We start from the raw sequence: 16,827 nt of genomic DNA, 5'->3' as shown, positions 1-16,827 counted from the left end.
TTCAATAGTAGTTATATTGGATTCAATAGTGTCTATTTCACTAGACAAAACTGAACACACATCATCGAGTGAGCTACTAATTCTATACAACTCGTCCCAGGTTGCACGACTCAATCCCTCACCATCAAACGGCGGATTAGCTGGTGTATATTGATCTATGTTTATATTGGCCATTAAAATAAACCTGTATCTACTGTTTGCAACCTATAACCGTAAACACTCCAACGCCTACTTGTGGTTGCTTCAAATCTTATTGAAAACAATCGCCCTTCCGTTTGTACATCTATATAATTATCCGTACCAATAGTATATGTGACAGCAGGTTCCCAAGCTATACTTTCTCCGAAAAAAGATTGCGAACCTACTGATATGAAAACATTATCTCCAGATTCTCCTCGTATGTCCGGCAGAACTCTTGTAACCAATGTGTTGTTGTTCGATTCAGTAATAGGTAAAGATTCTCGTTCAACATAAGCATATACATCACTGTTGTTATTCTGATCGCTGGAATCTGCAACTAACAAATGTGAGCTAGTAAACGCGCACATCAACAAGCTGTCCGGTGAAGGTTTGTATGCTTGTTGATTCCATGATGTTATATCTTGATCCCAAGATTGTGAATCTGTTGACCATTGTGTAGGGAATAACTCTTGTTCAACTTGCCCACGTCCGACATAAAGAACACTCCCTAACGTTCTCATACCAACTTCATTTGTTTTAGTGTTTATAACGTAAGCCAGATCCAACGAAGTGGAACCTTGTGTTGGTACACAGATCCAGAATTGTGACTGACTATGTATTGAAACAGCACAACAATAGTCTTTGTACGTAACATCGATAGAGTCAAGCAGTGTGTTTTTGACTTTATCCTGCACCACACTTATACTCTGCTGACCATTGTGGCGAATTACATCTGTTCCAGTAAATACCCAATGCTCCCCTTCTATTTCTTCCACACAATTTCTAGCATAGATACCCTGATTCAAAAATACTTTACGCTGAGTGTAAACAAACTGTCCACCCACATATTGGAGCGCATATGTGCTTGAATCCTTGTACACCATTAAAGTATCTCTAAGCGGCAATGCATCGACTATTGCGCCAGGTGTGTCTGACAATATTAAATCACCAGCATCGTTGTCTGAGGCCGGGACCCATTCTTGTGGCAATGTGCCTGGCTCAGCCGCTTCACTCCACCATACGGTATCTTGGAATCTAACACTTGCTTGGGTTATATCAAATGCAAATAAATGAAACTTGTATGCTTGAATTGATCCACAAGTTGCGTCCGCCGGCCAACCTGGTAACAATTGACAAGCATTAGATGTGTCTAAATCCCAGTAAAAAGGTCTATTAATACCATTACATAAAACAGGGATTCCGTTAAGACTCGCTGCCGTCCAATTCCCAGCCGGTGCAATACTTAGTCCTAATGCCGGTGTGATATCAAAATGACTAGTACCATTGGTTACATATACCGTATTCTGACCGCAATAAATCCAGTAATTAGTTGTTTGGTCTGAAGTCTGAAAACAAAATAAAGGGGCTACTGATATTGGATCGGCAAAAACGTCATAACCACCAACTCTGCGTGTATATCCTTCCTGGAATTGAAAGTTGCGTACATCTGTCCATTGACCTGGACCAACTTCACCAGGCTCAATATCCTTTACCACACCATAATGCTTGTGTAGCTGTAAGCTAGGAGTTTTCATTATTTTGAGTAATGTATATTAAGCAAACCACTGTCAAATGTGTCTACACCCCCAACAGTTCTGAGATTTATTGTTGTTAAGTCATTCGTTAGTGTTTTGGAACCCGCTGAGCTAAATATGATAGCTGACCCGAGATTTGCTAAGACGCAAGAATATGTCCAATTAGTACTAAATACGCGAGACAACGTAAGCACACCAGATACAATGATAGAGGCTGCGCTAGCTCCTTCTAGCTGCCAACCTGTAGTTGGGTGGACCGATGTCGTTGTGCTGCCTCCTGTATTAACTACAGACCCCGTATACCCAGTATTCTCGATACCACCTGAATCTCCTAACTGAACCAACAGTGGAGAAGTTCCAGTAGTACTGACACTCGTGAATATTAATTCAACCTTATTAACCCAAGCCGGTATTGTCGTCCATTGGTGCGCTGTGCCACTCGTAGTTGGTATATGAGTATCAAGTACAGGCTGTTGATCGACTGTATCATTCAATTCAGTTTCGGTCATAGTCAACGCAGTACCAACGGTAAAGCTACCAAACTGAGTCGATAGCGTATCTTTAATACCTCGTAAATGATCATCGCCTTGACTCTTTGGATCGGTAGAAGATGGGTTAGTTACCACCAAATCTTTGATGTATCCGGTATATGTTTCAAGACTCATAGTAATCACCTGCTATAAAAGGGTTAATTGTTGCGTAATTGTCTGTTTCTGATCCAGGACTCAAGACGTTCTGCCTGTCTGCCCATAACTCAAACTTGTCGTTGTAATAAGTCGCTGCGTCAACGTTGTGTGTGAATTCGTAGGTACTGACAAGGGCTGCGTAATAGAACAGTAAATCAGTACCCGCTGGATAATCAACACCACTTGCCGGTTGTGTTAAGTTGACACCAAACCGCTCGTTAATCTTTGCTAAGGCATCTGCCAAGAAGTTATCCATTTGTCCAGTTAAATCTGACTTATGAGTAACCGCAGCTATGCGCGTTTTTAATTGTGAGGGAGTCATGGTTAAATACCCCTGTTAAGACCGCTAGGACCTGTTGTGCTTGTTAATGTACCTGTAACTGTAACTGTGTGGTTACCTGTTTGATCAAGACCAGTCGTATCTTGCAGTATAGCCCAAAGTTCTAGGCTCGGATACCACGAGAATGTGGTTATCGCTTTACCTGTGGCTATCGCCTGCATATCGTTGTTCGACACAGTTTCACCAGGGAGGTAAATAACGTCACTTACAGACCCATCAAGACCAGCTAGACCACCTATTGTCAGCGGGTTTGAAGAATCAATGGCAACATTTAAAGTGCCAGAAACGCTGGTACTAAAAGTAGAAAAGCCCATATCTACGCTTCTAATCGTAGTGCTTGTACCGCTACGCTGCGCGCAGACAACATACCACTTCCCAGGGGTTTGTGTAGCGTGTAAGCTAGCTTCGGAGTTTACTTTAAAACCAAAAAACCCAGACGACCTCGTTAACTGAAACGAATCAGCGGCACCCCAAGTGTCGTTGCTTAAGATGTATTCCAATCCAACGGAAGTGTTGCTTTTTGCTATAACAATAACCGCCCAGTCACCATTGGGGAACGTTAAACCTGCGTCGTCAGCTATACTTTGATAATCAGATGTAGTATATCCAGTTATAGCCGAAACGATACCACTTGATTGGCAAGAAAAGGGGTCCCCTATTTTGACCACCCTGTTTAGGGGCGATCCGTACTGAATCATTCTCATACCTTTTGTATCCTGTACGCTGCGGAATCGGGATGTGCAATAAACTTGTCCCATCGGCTCAGATCGTCAGAGCCTAAGTCGGGGTTGTTATTTACCAGGTAGGCGTATTCCTCATTCGACAGGTGTAACGCTAGTTTCATTGTCTTGCCCGCTAACGTCCTCGGCACTTGCTGGCGCATCTTCTTTCTTGTTTCGTCTGCTCTTGGATCGATGAAGGTCATATATTTCAACATATCCACAATTCTCCATTATCTGTTTTTCTTCGTTAGTCATATGAATGTCGGCAGTATCCCCAGGTTTTAACATTCTATCCCCAGGGATACCAACGGCTGACTTGTGTATATTAGTCAGCCGGTACATTACGCAGTTACCGCTAAAGCTTCATCAATTGCAAGAATAGCGCCCTGTGATTTCTCATTCAGCACCATTAAGGCATATTGTACACTCATCATGCGTTTTTCAGATAAACCAGACTTAGCGAGTGGCTCAACTTGATAACCACGCAAGAATGATTGACGCAGTTTTGACCGATCAAGGAAATACATACTTGAAGTAGCCGTAGCATCAACAGCTTGCAGTCGATTATCTTTCAAGGCAACAGCTTGACCAAAGTCAGTAACAAACACATTGACAGATCCGTACGCAGTCATTGGCGTATCACCAGACGATTGATTCTTTTCACTGGTTAATGTTGCTACTCGTGCAGTTGATCCGAAAAGAAACGTAGACAATAGTCGAATGACCACGGGTCTAGCCATTAAGCATTCAGTGTTTCCACCAGCTTGATAGATGTCTTGCAACGTGTCACGAATCAAAGTTTCGGTCAATGCTCGTTTAGTACCCGGTGTCGGTGCATCGAATACCCCGGTAGAAGTGTTGAAACCACCAGCGCTCCCGCCTGATCCGACTTTGACATTAGTTTCAAGCTGAGCGCCAATACCAGCAGACACAGAAGCAGCGGCAGAAGCATCACCAACTACACTAGCCTGATGAGTCAGCATTTGGGCTTCTACATCGCGCCTAAGCTCTTTCTGACGCTCTTTAACTTGATAAGATAGGCTAGCCTGCCCACCAATACTGTTAGCAGCCTCAGATGTGTCTGTGATGATCACATTCTTAACACCGATCTGCGTAAAGTTTCCAAGTCTTGATCCAAACTTGCCGTCAGATTGAGTAATGTCTGCACCCTCAATAACAGCGTTATCAGTGGCAGCATCGGCCAATTCATCAGTTACCCATTCAACACGCTTATTGGTATGAGTACCTTTTGAGCATAATTCCGTGAATGGCAAAGGGATGTTGCTAATATCCCATATCTTGTTCATTACATCCTCACGGATTACTCCGCCGAATGTTACGGCATCAGCCGCTACGTGTGTTATATCAGCCATGTTACTTTACTCCTGAGATTAGAGCATTGATAGCTGCCGTTTCATCCTGGTGTGAGCCAGTCTTTTTGGCTTTGTTTATCGCTGCGTCTATATTACTTACATTTGTACGACCTTTACCTGCTTTAACATTAACGCTTTTCAAAGGCTTGACTGTTTCTTTGGCCTCTTTAACGCTTTTTCGCAGCTTGGCAAAGTCATGCATCATTTTGATAGTAACAGCATCCTTGACTTGATCAACTTGGTCATTACTTACGCCATATTCAGCTCCAAGCTCATACAACTCATTTCTAACTGTTTTAACGCCTTCAGGTGTAGCTAGTTCAGGTAGGATATGGGCAAGTTTAGCCTGTTCTTGCTCAAACTCTCGCTGAGCGTGATAAACCAACCGCTCCCTTTGTTCGGGGGCTAGGTTGTCGGCTATCTGCACCAAATCTTTCACCTTATCGTACTCAATTGACAGTTTGTTCTCACGATCCGTCAAATCAAGTTCTTTCGTCTGCTTCTCCTGGTAAGCGTCTTTCAATTCGCCAAGAGTCAGTGTTTCACCATCACCAGGCATAGGTATTTTCATACCATAGTCAATCCCGCTATCTTCCGTCTCCGGTTCTGCGTCTTGCTCCTTCTCAGGGGCTACTTCTTCATCTGTCGTTTCTTCCTTCTCAGGCTTGCCCGACAATAAATCTGTTACTTGATCCAATTCATTAACATTCGGATCAGCTAGTAATTCTTCCAATTCTTGTGCGTCACTTTGTGATTCTGGCATATAACCTCTCTTTCATCAGTGTTAGCGCATCCAATTCAGCTAATAGCTGAGGCCTATCGCTTTTCTTGTTTGTAATATCATAAAGTATCTGATCTGTTACCTCGTTAAAAAGCTCGTCAACTATCTTATTCTTTTCTGCGTCAGTCAGTGTCGTCATCAGTCTCGTCTCGTTTATTTATATTCAGTTCTTTAACTTTGATCGTGCTGTCAACAGTTAGTTTGGCTTCTTCAATTTCAGCACTCAACCTATCGGACCATTCTTTGTATGCAAGGTCACGTGATTGTTTTTCTAAATCAAAATTTTGGTTAAGTTTAATTTCCTCTACTTGTATGCGCAATTGATCTTCAGCCTGCGCCCGTTGCTCTTGCGATTGTTGTTGTAACGCTTGTTGCGCTTCCTCGCTAGTAGGATCAATTAAATACTGGTCAGCCGGACCTAGATTAGCAGTTCTTATCCAATCAGACATAGCACTGTAAATGCGCTGCGTGTCTGTAATAACACCATTACCACCTGTGCTAATCATTGATTGTAATTGTCCTAGAACTTGAGTTAACGCACTCAACCTCTCTGCCTTCTCAGTTGTAGTCAAACCCATGTGGATATCAGTAACATGCCTAGCTTGCCATTGTGAAGTATCTGTTTGCTGCCACTTGCCGCCAATCTTAGCCATTACAGGTCCTGCTAATTCCGTGCGCAATGTTTTATGGACAAGCTGAAACAAAGGCATAAACATAGTTTTAACGATATTACCAGCAAACCAACCGCCCAATTGTTCAACTTTGCTTAGTTGACCTGCCGCCGCTGTGGCGCTTGTACCCATTAACTGAGCCTGTACCTCATTAAAGTCTAAAGCGGCACCAACTCTTTGTGTCCTTACCTGATCCAAGTAATTGAGGGCTGATATCGCTTGTGGGCCTATATCACTTGCCGGCAAAGGTACAATCGCATCAGGTGACCGCATTCTCACAATCCCATTAATCCGTCCGTTTGTAAGATCACTCATATTGACTTGACCTTCGACGGCACCAACTCTTGACGCATTCAACACAGCTAAATTATCCATGTACTGTCTTAATACGTGAGTCTTTTGGTTTTGTACCTGTGCTAATAGCTGTCCTATACCTGTACCTACAATACGATGAGGCATTGGTATAGCTGATCCGCATATAAATGGAATAAAGTCAGCAGGCTCGTCAAACAGTATGTCACTACCATTCTCACCTACCCATACTTCACGAAGCTGTGTTTTGTTGGCCATGCCTTCTTGCAATCTAATGTAGCAGACATAGACACGTTTTAGTCGATTAGCTTCCTGTACGCTCCTGTAATCGCCGTCAGCTTGATATATTCCTTGTCTAGCTATATCACCATCATATAACTCGACAGCATCTGGTAGCGAGTCTATGACCTCTTGTTTAGCGCCTTTTTCTTTGAGTGCGGATGCTGTATATAAACGCTTACGTGCAACAAAACGAACTTGGTCGACTTCGTATCCACTTCCTTCTTCAGAAAACAGCATATCCTCTGGGGGCACACTCTCAACCACCAGTTTTTTATTCGTTGTTGTAATTGTTGCAATCGTTTCACTGTCTGTTTCTTTTATGCTCACCGAATCAGCCTGTATTGTCTGCCGAAGTACAAATAATTGTTCGTCCGTTAGATTAGGCGGGAATCTTTGCTCTGTTTCAGTTGTTTCTTCATCCACGTGAACATGCAGCCAACCATTGCCCACAAGTAAAGCGTCAAAAATAGAGTCATCCAAAACGTCAAAGCCACTAGCGCGCTCAATCGAAACTTGTACAAAGTCTGTCTCCATTTGAGCAGCTTGCTCATCTTCTTGTGATTGTGGCTCGAATTCAATCTGTGAGGTGCGCACAACAGGGGCTATCTGTGCCAGTATTGCGTGAACACTGTCAGCAACATCAAGACTTATGGCTTGACTACGACCCTCTGGCGCAGCTGTCATGCGTCCTTCATACAGATCCAAAGCAGCTTTTCTTGCGGCGGATAACGTATCACTATCATAACCACGTGCTTGCGTTACTTCTCTGTACACTATCGCTGCTAAATCTTCCTTACGCATATACTAAGCCTTTATCCATTTGTGAGTAGTCAATTTGACCCCATCTATTCTCAAGAGTATCTAACCCTGTGACAGCTAAGTATCTCATTGCATCAGCGCCATGACTGGTCCAATCGTGCAATGGTCTTAACGCCAACACTCCCCTTTTATCTTGCCAATCTGCACGGTACTGCCTCAACGCTTCAATACCATCTGCGCACTTATCACGATCAAACATACATTTGCTTAAGAAGCCCCTTGTTACGTCGATACCTTCTATAACTGTTCCTTTAGGTGCCACAATAACATCACAACCCAATTCTGTTAAGGTTTGATGTCTTGTTACACCTGTACTCAATGACCGGACTTGTATGTCGTGAGGTGCTATTACCTTGCCGTAAGTATAACCACGCTGTCTCCAATCTTCCACAATATCAGGCAAACCCATGTTTGTATATTCAGCGTAATCTATCACCCGGCACAGCTCACCATCTGTCTGAAAGAACCAAGCTGCTGTTGCGTCATTGATACCTAGATCTAATGCTATGTGTGTCTGCTTACCATACGTAGGCAATACACTGGTTATCTTGCCACCTATCTCTAGCGATTGCATTACTTCAGCCCAGTACGAGCCTTTGACAGCAGCATCCCATGAGCATTCATATTCTTGGTCATATTCTGCTTTGCTCATAGCACGACGTGCGCTTATCAATTCCTCTTCGTCTACCACAGCTGTTTCACTTGCACGATAAACACCTGACCACCAATCTTTACTGTTTATGGCTTGATTGTACAAGTCATAGAACAAGCCGTGCCTACCAGAAGGTGTGCCAATAGCTAACATCCCGCCTTTTCTATCTGACAACGCAGGACGTAGCACCTCAGTCCACATTCTAGGGGGCATCTGCGCAGGTTCATCTAGTACAACGAAGTCTGAATAGATACCTCGCGAATCATCAGGGTTATCTGCTGACCCAAGTTGTATTACTTGCCCATCTGCAAGCGTCGCTTTCAATTCAAGCTCGTTGGTTTGTGTTCCAGGGAATAATGCGGTGAACTCTTTGACATAAGACCAAGCTACTCGTTTTGCTTGTTTGTAGCTAGGGCAATAGTAATGCACTTGAGGTCGTCTCTCTTCGCAGGCTAATGCTTTTTCAATTAGTATCAGGATAGCCAGTACAGTCTTACCAAACCTTCTATGAGCTAGCAATGTGTTGAACCTTGACATACCATCATAGACAGCGCGCTGATGCGGCCTGAGATGTGCAACGACTTCTGTTCTATTTGATAATGAAGATCGTTCGACTATTTGTTTTGTCTTCGACTTTGACCGTCTCACTTGTCTTTAAATCCGGTAATGATTTCTTTAAAAGTAACTCAATTGATTTTAGGCGAACGGGGTCCAGGTTTAGTTCCCCAGTTGCATTGTCATACAATAGCTCGATCAATTCTTCTGTCCTTATACTGGACCGTATGTCTTTTCGTCTAGCCATTTATGTTAATGATTTGTTTTGAGGTACGAGTGCAAATCATAACATGTTTTATTATATATGTCAAAGCATATATCCGATTATCTTATAGACCTTCCCAATATTGTCTTAGGGTCGTTTGAACCGACTCTTATTTTTTATAGAGCTCTATAAATCGATATTTACATTGTCTATAGACGGTTACAATGGATGTAAATATGTAAATATCTATTATAAACAGTATGTTAAGTGTAAATATCGACTGCAATATCGAAATACAGTGTAAATATATTATATATCAAACACTTAGAGCATACCTCTTGGATAGACCCCCTTATAAGTCATTGATTTGTAATATATTTACACTTAAGTCATTGATAATGTTAGATATTTACATATTTACGTTATTTACACAGGGGGGGTATAACGTAAATATCTACTGCAATATCGATAGACAAAAAAAGAGAGCCTAATAAGCTCTCTATAAAGATGGGTGTTTTTGTTAAAAATCTATTATGTCCGACGACATTTTATAAACAAACTCGTTAAACTTACCTTTAAGTTTAACCCAAGGTCTATTGGCATCGTTAAGGACTTTGATTATCTTTCTATACCCGAATCCAGTTTGTGTTGCCACCTCCTTGGTTATAGTTCCACAATTCTTTTCTCCGGAAAACAAAGCATGTTTGATTGCATCAGCTATTTCATTTGCTTCCATTTGTTGACTATTTAATGGCCTACTTGGCGCATCTTTTTCAGCGTATACTGATTCCAATAGCTCAACATAACTCTGACCTGGGTTTTTTGTATATCTATAATATATATCCGTCTCATTATCTCCTCTCTGTTTTATATTCTCAAACTTAACTAATCTACCACCATTGGGGGATTCTTCCTCGTCATCCAATATGTAGGCACAATCACAATCATTGAATATGTCTGAAGTACCACCATAAACCGCCTTGCCCTCAGCGTTCCTATGCTTATTGGTATGGGCTAGCATTATCACTGTCCCCCCATTGGTTACGAATTCTCGACATAGCTTCATGAATCTACTAGCCAGTGTTTTATCCATTAGGTCTGTGAACTTCTTCAAGGTATCAAGAATGATAACTTTACCGGAAGCAGTATTGTTATCTATAGCTGCTTGCATAAGCCTTGGTAGGTCTGAAGATGAAAAACCCTTCAAACCAGGGACTATCATATGGAAACCATACTTTTCAGCTAACTCCGTTTTCTCTATGCTACCCCTATAATTATCATCAGCGTTTATATAGCAAACGTTATCGCCGTCTATTAAGCCTAGAACTAAAGACTCTATTAACAGGTGCATAGTTAGTAATGTTTTACCAACGTTAGATTGAGCGAATATAACTGTTGCTTGCCCCAATATAGCAACACCTGGGAGAACAAAAGTATCATTGAGCATCTTCTCTTTCATTTTCTCTGAATCACCCCGTATGGAGTAAGACAAGAAACAATCACCACTTGGGGTGGTAGTAGAGTTGCCTAGTTGTATATTATTACTATCTATTGTGTTAGATAGCCACTTTCTAGCACTACCAAAAGTAGCTTTAACTTCAGTAATAGGCAGAGGCGGTTTGAACTGTGTGTTATTAATACCAACTGCAAACGCCCATAAATCTTTCTCGGTTATTCCCTTGGTATTTGCAAGTAATCCTAATTGTCTAGTTAGCTCAACGTTGCGACCAGTGTTTAGTCCAGTTGCGTTATCTAAATCAGGTAGTGTGTCCTTGCCATATATGTGTGGTGTTTGTTTAGGACCACCCTTCGGTATGTTACAGATCCAAGTGTCTACGTCTATCGGTAATGCATCAATAACAACATTCTCAATAGCAGAAATAGGAGGAACAAACATGCTATGCGATGATAAAGTTTTCTTAGACTCCTCGAAAGTATGCCAGAACTCATCCCCTTCAAGTCCACATGCAGCAAGAACGCATTTTAAGGTTGTTTCTAGCGCAGATACATCATTGGCCTTGATAACCTGTGGTAGTGGGGAATAAACACGCCATTTAGGGGCGCCTATGGAACAAGAATGTGTTGTGTGACCGTAAGAAAGTACTCCAGCTTCTTCTAGCCTAGTCATAACAGTGCTTAAATTGGTCAATCCTGAATCGTGATCTATTGCGACGAAAGAAACAAATTCTACGTTATCTTGTGTTCTCCAAGAACCTGACTCATTTCTGTTATTACCCAACAACCCGGGGAATATCATCTGAGATTTCAGTTTGACATCAGTTCTAGGTATCTCTTTTAAAACAGTGACAAATTCCTCAAAATCCGTGTAGTAATTCTTCTTTTCTGTTGCACGAACACTATCTAATACTGTATAATGATACTTCATATCTTTTATCCTATATATAAAGGTATTGGAGTGGGCTAACCCTCACTCCTTTTTTTTGTCCTACGCAAATCTATTAACACCCTCCTTATCTTTCTTAGCCTTCTCTTTAATAGCTTCTCTTATAAAAGATGAAGCTGTAATCCCCCATTCTTTTGCTACTTTATGCAAATACCTACGTTCAGCTTCAGTACATTTAAAACTAACAATCTTATGGTCATTCATAATAAATCCTATTAAAGGGTTGACAACAACTTAAATTACGTATACTATTATACACGTACTTTTGTACATGTCAATTTAAATTTTATAGGATATATTTAAATGAAATTCTTAATAATGAACGTTATCATAATAGTATATGTACTCACCGCAACCATTTTTATTATAAATAGAGTTAGTGAATTGGGAGTAGGATAATGAGTCTATTACACGATACTGACGACTTACACCATTATGAAATTATAGAGTGCGAAGGTGCACTTTATACTCCTCGCTATCACCGCAAAATGGAAATAGCCAAACACATTATAGAAGAATACAATATTACAGGACGTGAAGAAAGAATACTAACCCTTGGATATTACGTAACTGGAAAGGACGGAAAAGAAGTATGGCTATGGGCTTACCCTGAGCAAAGAGATAAGGTACTTAAAGATGTGACAGATAGGATGTTACTTGAAGATCCGAAAGTTAGAGAGAAGGAGAGAGAAATAGCGCGAGAAGCCGCGCGCAGACATGGAATTTATTAAGCTGCGCAATTTTGCGCATCGAGATTATACTTTAATTGTTAATTAAGAGGATTACATTATGAAATACTTAATATTCGCAATACTACTGGTTAGTTTTAACGCATCTGCTCAAGTTTCACATTTTGATGAGTTGGCCGGTGAACAAAGTAGGCAAGCTAACACACACGATCAAATGATGAAACAAATGAATCCGCAGCATAACCCTGGGATGCTAGGCAATCGTATAAATAGACAGCCTATTACCCATCAGGAAATGATGCAACAAGGGCAACACGGTGGCTATGGTACAGCACCAAAGACTCACAAAGGTATGATGTGCGCAGCCAACCCTTTTAATTGCTAAATAACCCGTAAGCTCCTGCCCCTATTCCAACCGGGGGTAGGAGTGCTCCTGTTAATCCTCCCCTTACTGAATTCTCAGTACCGAATTTAGAATCACTCATAAATTTCATCGCCTCAGCAGTACGCCCTAACTTAGATATAGGAGCGTCACCATCCCTCGTCAATATACGTTTAGCTAACTTCTTTGCAGACAATTCTCCTCTTACACCCAATGAATCTTCAACTGCGCGCTGAGCTGCCCATTGTTGCCGGGCTATTTTAAACGCTTCTTCATCACCCGCATTAGCTGGGATTGCGTCGATGATAGCATCCCTTGCTTTGCCGATCTCAATCGCTGACTCACCTTTGCCAAGTTTGCCTTTGCGTCCCAAATCGCCCAGGCTGCTCTGTAAGCGCATCAAATTATCTGTGGTTAGATCATCAGATTTGAAGTCTTTAAGCAGCTTGTTAACCTGTTTTAGTACCTGCTGTTTGCCTACAAATGATTCCCCTATCTCGCTACTGATTGTATCAACAATTTCTTGCTTACTCATCACTGGACCTTGAGACTGCGCCAATCGCTTAAACTCAGACGAAGTTCTGCTAGATGCTTCACGCATAACTTGGGGAGTCAATATTCTGTTTGCATCTAACCCCATAGCTTCATTAGCCCGGGCCAATAGCTGTTTAGCGTTGTGCCGTTGTGCACCCTGAGCCAATGGTGCCAATAATGGATTGCTCTGTACCCCTAATGAAACGTCTTGTAATGTATTTGATTGTGTCCTGACACTTAACGGCACACGCAACCCTTCACGCTGAGCGCTAGCTACAAAGTCACCGATGTCATCAGCAGAAGCACGGACAGGTGCAGTAGCGCTAGCTCTATCTATATTCTGTAACACTCTACCACTCATACGTTGAACAGCTGCGCCGGCAACAAATGGCAATGCACCGATACCGGCACCGATAGCAGCCCCTTGAATTGGATTGTCAGGATTGTCAGCAGCTCCTAAAGCAGCTTCAGTTCCTACTGTTGCACCAATAGCTCCTCTTAATCCTCCAGCAGCGGCACCTAACGCCCCAGAGCCAATACCAGCGGCCACAAACGGAGCAGCTTGTCCTAAACCAGCTGCGATAGGGCTAACCATCCCTCTAGCTTCTTGGGCTTGTCTTGCTGCTTGTAGCCTCTCTGTATAATCCTCAGAACCAGGCAATAGTTGGCCTGCGCCAAGTAGTAACTGTTGCGCTTGATTGCCAGCCGACTCTAAGAAGTTGCCAATAACACCAGGGTCGTTCCTGATCTGATCCGCTTGGCTTTCGGTAATGGACACTAATTCGCCGTTAGGTTGTTCAGCCCACAAACTCCCGTCTATTTTACTTGTACCTATCCGTACTCTTGGCATAATTACCTTCTCGCTTCGCGTTGATTATCAGGAAGTGTGAAATCTATGTCCTCACGCCTTGGTGCTGATCTAGCGCTTGCAGAACGGTTCTGTATTGCTGTCGAGAACGCTGAGCTACCTCTTGGAATCTCAGGCGCTTGTTGTCCCATTAGCGCAAACTTACTCTCCCTGTTGCGGTTCAAGACTTCTCTTATTGTTGCCATTTTCTTAGTCTGTCGCCCGTCGGTGCTAATAAACGCCCCAGGGTCGCCTATGACTCTTTCGAGGTTCTCGCGCTCATCCTTTTGCAATACTCCCGTGTTTAGTTGCTCCATCATCGCCGGTACAACTGTAGCCTGTATAGCTGTGTTGAGGGCTTCTATATCACCGCCTATGCGCCCTTCGCCAGTGGTTCTACGATCTAAGAACACCATTGCATCGTCAAGTGTAGCTACTGCCTCAGTCGTGAGATTAACGCCTTTCTGGAAGTTTATAGCCGCTTCGCCCGTCAATCCAGCGCCAGGGAATTGCCTAAAGAACTGGTCTTGTAAAAGTTTGTTCTGCGCAGCTTCTTGTTGGAATCCCATTTGCTCGCGTTGAATGTCAAGCCCCTGTTGCTGTAATCCAAAGCCTTGTTGCTGTGCGTTCAATTGCGCTTGTTGTACCGCAGAAGGGTTATTAAACTCGAATTCACGTCTACTTTGTTGCCATTGGCGTTCCTGTTGTGTAGCTTCAAGCGCGGTTTTTTGAGCCATGGTCATATTCTCGCTGTCCCATATCTGACCTTGTTTCTGTCGCTGTAATTGCTGCTCACCCTGCGCAACTATGTTGAGTAAGTTTTCACGACCTGGTAAAGCAGCCGCCCGAGCTAAAAATTCGTTGCTAGGTGTGAACTGCTCTAACAACCCTGGGTTAATCGGTCCAGACCCTTGGTCGAATAGTGACTGCTCTCGATCTTGGAATCGTTGTAGGTCGTCATCTAACAGGCTTTGAAACTGCCCTTGTTGGCGTTCTTGATTGTTTCGCTGTATACGATCCTTACCGAGCGTACCGCCTAGCAAGCCACCTGCTGCCAATGCTAATAATCCAATAGGCATAGTTTAACTCCTGTTATATGTTAAAACCTGCTGAAGCTGCTTTTCCGGTTGCGCTAGCACTTTGCTCAGTACGATTAAATCCGGTAGATACTGCACCACGATCAGTCTGTACAGGTGATCCTAGCAATCCTTGTTTTTGCATCAAGTTAAACCAAGGAACACTTAAACCAAATTGTCCCAATTGCCCGAATGCTTGCGCTTGTTGTCCCCCTAACGATGCTGCGTTAAGTCTTGACTGTTGTCGAGAGTCAAATAATTGTCCACTTGTTGCCGCAGCGTTAAGTCTTGTTTGTTGTTGATCTCCAAATATCTGCGCGCCAAAGTCTTGAAGTTGTTGCCCTGCCCTTGCTCCGGCTAGCCCTTCTGCAATACCGGCTCGACTACTACCTAATGCGCCAACTTGTTGTGCATCGGACCTAATACCTGGGATTATATTATCATTAAAATCTCGACCTAGTTGTCTGGCGAATGCGCCCATTCTCGGGTCTTGCCCAGGGTTCATCAAACTATTCAGGGTATTCTGAGAGGCAGTATCTTGACCAGGATTCATTAAACTGTTAATAGTGTTCTGTGATGCGTTTAACGAACCAAAACCCCCTCTTAAGCCGGCATTAGCTGTTGATTGTCCACCAGCTCCTATGTGCCCCATTTGCCGCCATATAGATTGCTGGAATGCTTGTTGTACTGGGTCTAACTGTGTACCAAAGTCTCTAGACTGGTTCATACCCTCAGCCACGCTCCGAGAACCGCTGGCGCTTTTCTGTTTACTCCCTGATGCTCCGCCCATAATAAAAATCTCCGTGTTTAATTAAATCGTCCTTAAAGACACGCCCCCAACCTGAGCGACCTGTCAACTTTATAATCGGCAAATTAAGACTGTTGGCAATAGCTTTCCAAATAGTCATTAAGCGCGGGGCTTGCTTTAAAACACCTTCGCCACCAAACGCGACGCAATTAAGCGCCTTCTCATCCTCTTGAAATATGGTAACGGCTACCATCTTCCCTTTCTCAAGGAACAAGACCAACATGAACTCTGGGTAACTGTTCTTAACGTAATTATATAATTCATCTATTGTGTCGTATGACTTAGACCTTCTGATAGATTCTTCGACCCAATGTTTTACCTGTGGCCAATATACATCAACTTGTGAGCCAGGTACTACGCTACCATAAATCATGCTGCGATACCCACCCTAACTATGTTTAACACTGCAATAACTGTTTCACTCCCACTAGTTGTTCCTCTTGTTAAATCCAATTCAATCTCGACGGTATCGTCTGCTGCAAATGTCCTAACTATGCTATTACCAATTACAGGCGGTATGGAGGAAACTCCGTTAACGGTCGTTAGATTAGTCTCATTACCTGTTATCCTCAACTTGGCTATTGATACCGGTTCGTTCCACATAGGGTCTGTAGTCGTTGGGATTGTCACATTGACACTAATTAAATAATCACCACCTTGGGGGCAAGTCCATACTCCGTCAGTGCCAACCTGACTTAACGGGCGTTGCAATCCAAAACTTTCAGTTCCGGTATTATCAAATAATGTCTTATAAGCATCGGTTGTCCCTACTGTCACACTAACACTTGACGTAATGGATACTATAGGTGGTGCATTTAAATCGACTATATCTGCTTCAATAGTAGTTATATTGGATTCAATAGTAGTTATATCTGCTTCAATAGTAGTTATATTGGATTCAATAGTAGTTATATTGGATTCAATAGTGTCTATTTCACTAGACAAAACTGAACACACATCATCGAGTGAGCTAC

At 42.7% G+C, this 16,827-nt stretch carries 18 protein-coding genes; 2 read left to right on the top strand and 16 right to left on the bottom strand.

Going from position 1 to position 16,827, the window contains the following annotated elements; genetic code table 11:
• Nucleotides 1-173 precede the first annotated feature (173 nt).
• The 11 genes from Q0688_RS25995 to Q0688_RS25945 all read right to left on the bottom strand — a co-directional run bounded on the left by Q0688_RS25995 (nucleotide 174) and on the right by Q0688_RS25945 (nucleotide 11,721).
• Nucleotides 174-1,715 carry a hypothetical protein gene (locus Q0688_RS25995; RefSeq protein WP_299084466.1) on the bottom strand — a complete coding sequence of 514 codons (1,542 nt, stop codon included), beginning with the start codon at nucleotides 1,713-1,715 and terminating at the stop codon, nucleotides 174-176.
• The gene (locus Q0688_RS25990) at nucleotides 1,715-2,380 is read right to left on the bottom strand and encodes a hypothetical protein (RefSeq protein WP_299084463.1); all 666 of its coding nucleotides are present in this window, start codon (nucleotides 2,378-2,380) and stop codon (nucleotides 1,715-1,717) included. The genes Q0688_RS25995 and Q0688_RS25990 overlap by 1 nt, the downstream gene beginning before the upstream one ends.
• Complete coding sequence (locus tag Q0688_RS25985; RefSeq protein WP_299084460.1) at nucleotides 2,370-2,723, bottom strand: hypothetical protein; 354 nt, start codon at nucleotides 2,721-2,723, stop codon at nucleotides 2,370-2,372. The genes Q0688_RS25990 and Q0688_RS25985 overlap by 11 nt, the downstream gene beginning before the upstream one ends.
• Nucleotides 2,724-2,725: 2 nt before the next feature.
• The gene (locus Q0688_RS25980) at nucleotides 2,726-3,445 is read right to left on the bottom strand and encodes a hypothetical protein (protein WP_299084458.1); all 720 of its coding nucleotides are present in this window, start codon (nucleotides 3,443-3,445) and stop codon (nucleotides 2,726-2,728) included.
• A gap of 111 nt (nucleotides 3,446-3,556) precedes the next feature.
• Nucleotides 3,557-3,751: a hypothetical protein gene (locus Q0688_RS25975; protein ID WP_299084455.1), complete on the bottom strand. Its 195-nt coding sequence runs from the start codon at nucleotides 3,749-3,751 to the stop codon at nucleotides 3,557-3,559.
• Nucleotides 3,752-3,804: 53 nt separating this feature from the next.
• Entirely contained in the window at nucleotides 3,805-4,836 is a 1,032-nt protein-coding gene (locus Q0688_RS25970) for a DUF5309 family protein (RefSeq protein ID WP_299084453.1), read from the bottom strand.
• Between the two features lies 1 nt (nucleotide 4,837).
• A complete protein-coding gene (locus Q0688_RS25965) occupies nucleotides 4,838-5,599 on the bottom strand; it encodes a hypothetical protein (RefSeq protein WP_299084451.1) in 762 nt (253 codons plus the stop codon).
• 140 nt (nucleotides 5,600-5,739) lie between these two features.
• Complete coding sequence (locus Q0688_RS25960; protein WP_299084449.1) at nucleotides 5,740-7,683, bottom strand: hypothetical protein; 1,944 nt, start codon at nucleotides 7,681-7,683, stop codon at nucleotides 5,740-5,742.
• Nucleotides 7,676-8,872: a terminase family protein gene (locus Q0688_RS25955; RefSeq protein ID WP_299084447.1), complete on the bottom strand. Its 1,197-nt coding sequence runs from the start codon at nucleotides 8,870-8,872 to the stop codon at nucleotides 7,676-7,678. The genes Q0688_RS25960 and Q0688_RS25955 overlap by 8 nt, the downstream gene beginning before the upstream one ends.
• 761 nt (nucleotides 8,873-9,633) lie before the next feature.
• Nucleotides 9,634-11,499, bottom strand: coding sequence for an AAA family ATPase (locus Q0688_RS25950; RefSeq protein WP_299084445.1), 1,866 nt, complete (start codon nucleotides 11,497-11,499; stop codon nucleotides 9,634-9,636).
• A gap of 60 nt (nucleotides 11,500-11,559) precedes the next feature.
• On the bottom strand, nucleotides 11,560-11,721 hold the full coding sequence (locus Q0688_RS25945; RefSeq protein WP_299084443.1) for a hypothetical protein: 162 nt from the start codon (nucleotides 11,719-11,721) through the stop codon (nucleotides 11,560-11,562).
• Nucleotides 11,722-11,915: 194 nt separating this feature from the next.
• On the opposite strand from Q0688_RS25945, the gene Q0688_RS25940 reads away from it, so the two are divergent.
• Together Q0688_RS25940 and Q0688_RS25935 are read left to right on the top strand one after the other, a co-directional pair.
• A complete protein-coding gene (locus Q0688_RS25940) occupies nucleotides 11,916-12,248 on the top strand; it encodes a hypothetical protein (RefSeq protein ID WP_299084441.1) in 333 nt (110 codons plus the stop codon).
• 58 nt (nucleotides 12,249-12,306) lie between these two features.
• Nucleotides 12,307-12,591 (top strand): hypothetical protein, encoded by a 285-nt coding sequence (locus Q0688_RS25935; protein ID WP_299084439.1) that lies wholly within the window; start codon nucleotides 12,307-12,309, stop codon nucleotides 12,589-12,591.
• Here Q0688_RS25935 and Q0688_RS25930 read toward each other — a convergent pair.
• The 5 genes from Q0688_RS25930 to Q0688_RS25910 all read right to left on the bottom strand — a co-directional run.
• Nucleotides 12,581-13,972 carry a hypothetical protein gene (locus Q0688_RS25930; protein ID WP_299084437.1) on the bottom strand — a complete coding sequence of 464 codons (1,392 nt, stop codon included), beginning with the start codon at nucleotides 13,970-13,972 and terminating at the stop codon, nucleotides 12,581-12,583. The genes Q0688_RS25935 and Q0688_RS25930 overlap by 11 nt on opposite strands.
• Before the next feature lie 2 nt (nucleotides 13,973-13,974).
• Nucleotides 13,975-15,048, bottom strand: coding sequence for a hypothetical protein (locus tag Q0688_RS25925; protein ID WP_299084435.1), 1,074 nt, complete (start codon nucleotides 15,046-15,048; stop codon nucleotides 13,975-13,977).
• Between the two features lie 13 nt (nucleotides 15,049-15,061).
• Nucleotides 15,062-15,835 (bottom strand): hypothetical protein, encoded by a 774-nt coding sequence (locus Q0688_RS25920; protein ID WP_299084432.1) that lies wholly within the window; start codon nucleotides 15,833-15,835, stop codon nucleotides 15,062-15,064.
• The gene (locus Q0688_RS25915) at nucleotides 15,813-16,226 is read right to left on the bottom strand and encodes a hypothetical protein (protein ID WP_299084430.1); all 414 of its coding nucleotides are present in this window, start codon (nucleotides 16,224-16,226) and stop codon (nucleotides 15,813-15,815) included. Before Q0688_RS25915 ends, Q0688_RS25920 begins: the two co-directional genes overlap by 23 nt.
• Nucleotides 16,223-16,827, bottom strand: a 605-nt coding sequence (locus tag Q0688_RS25910) for a hypothetical protein (protein WP_299084428.1), incomplete at its 5' end; no start/stop codon positions are given. The genes Q0688_RS25915 and Q0688_RS25910, both read right to left, overlap by 4 nt.

The organism is uncultured Paraglaciecola sp. (genome assembly GCF_937123705.1).
Taxonomy (GTDB): domain Bacteria; phylum Pseudomonadota; class Gammaproteobacteria; order Enterobacterales; family Alteromonadaceae; genus Paraglaciecola.
Note: the sequence above shows the minus strand (reverse complement) of the source record. Positions and strands in the feature narration are given on the sequence as shown.

Bases quoted from the DNA above. Each gene is read 5' to 3' on its own strand.
- Q0688_RS25995 (WP_299084466.1), bottom strand. From the start codon at position 1,715: ATGAAAACTCCTAGCTTACAGCTACACAAGCATTATGGTGTGGTAAAG.
- Q0688_RS25990 (WP_299084463.1), bottom strand. From the start codon at position 2,380: ATGAGTCTTGAAACATATACCGGATACATCAAAGATTTGGTGGTAACT.
- Q0688_RS25985 (WP_299084460.1), bottom strand. From the start codon at position 2,723: ATGACTCCCTCACAATTAAAAACGCGCATAGCTGCGGTTACTCATAAG.
- Q0688_RS25980 (WP_299084458.1), bottom strand. From the start codon at position 3,445: ATGAGAATGATTCAGTACGGATCGCCCCTAAACAGGGTGGTCAAAATA.
- Q0688_RS25975 (WP_299084455.1), bottom strand. From the start codon at position 3,751: ATGTTAAAACCTGGGGATACTGCCGACATTCATATGACTAACGAAGAA.
- Q0688_RS25970 (WP_299084453.1), bottom strand. From the start codon at position 4,836: ATGGCTGATATAACACACGTAGCGGCTGATGCCGTAACATTCGGCGGA.
- Q0688_RS25965 (WP_299084451.1), bottom strand. From the start codon at position 5,599: ATGCCAGAATCACAAAGTGACGCACAAGAATTGGAAGAATTACTAGCT.
- Q0688_RS25960 (WP_299084449.1), bottom strand. From the start codon at position 7,683: ATGCGTAAGGAAGATTTAGCAGCGATAGTGTACAGAGAAGTAACGCAA.
- Q0688_RS25950 (WP_299084445.1), bottom strand. From the start codon at position 11,499: ATGAAGTATCATTATACAGTATTAGATAGTGTTCGTGCAACAGAAAAG.
- Q0688_RS25945 (WP_299084443.1), bottom strand. From the start codon at position 11,721: ATGAATGACCATAAGATTGTTAGTTTTAAATGTACTGAAGCTGAACGT.
- Q0688_RS25940 (WP_299084441.1), top strand. From the start codon at position 11,916: ATGAGTCTATTACACGATACTGACGACTTACACCATTATGAAATTATA.
- Q0688_RS25935 (WP_299084439.1), top strand. From the start codon at position 12,307: ATGAAATACTTAATATTCGCAATACTACTGGTTAGTTTTAACGCATCT.
- Q0688_RS25930 (WP_299084437.1), bottom strand. From the start codon at position 13,972: ATGCCAAGAGTACGGATAGGTACAAGTAAAATAGACGGGAGTTTGTGG.
- Q0688_RS25925 (WP_299084435.1), bottom strand. From the start codon at position 15,048: ATGCCTATTGGATTATTAGCATTGGCAGCAGGTGGCTTGCTAGGCGGT.
- Q0688_RS25920 (WP_299084432.1), bottom strand. From the start codon at position 15,835: ATGGGCGGAGCATCAGGGAGTAAACAGAAAAGCGCCAGCGGTTCTCGG.
- Q0688_RS25915 (WP_299084430.1), bottom strand. From the start codon at position 16,226: ATGATTTATGGTAGCGTAGTACCTGGCTCACAAGTTGATGTATATTGG.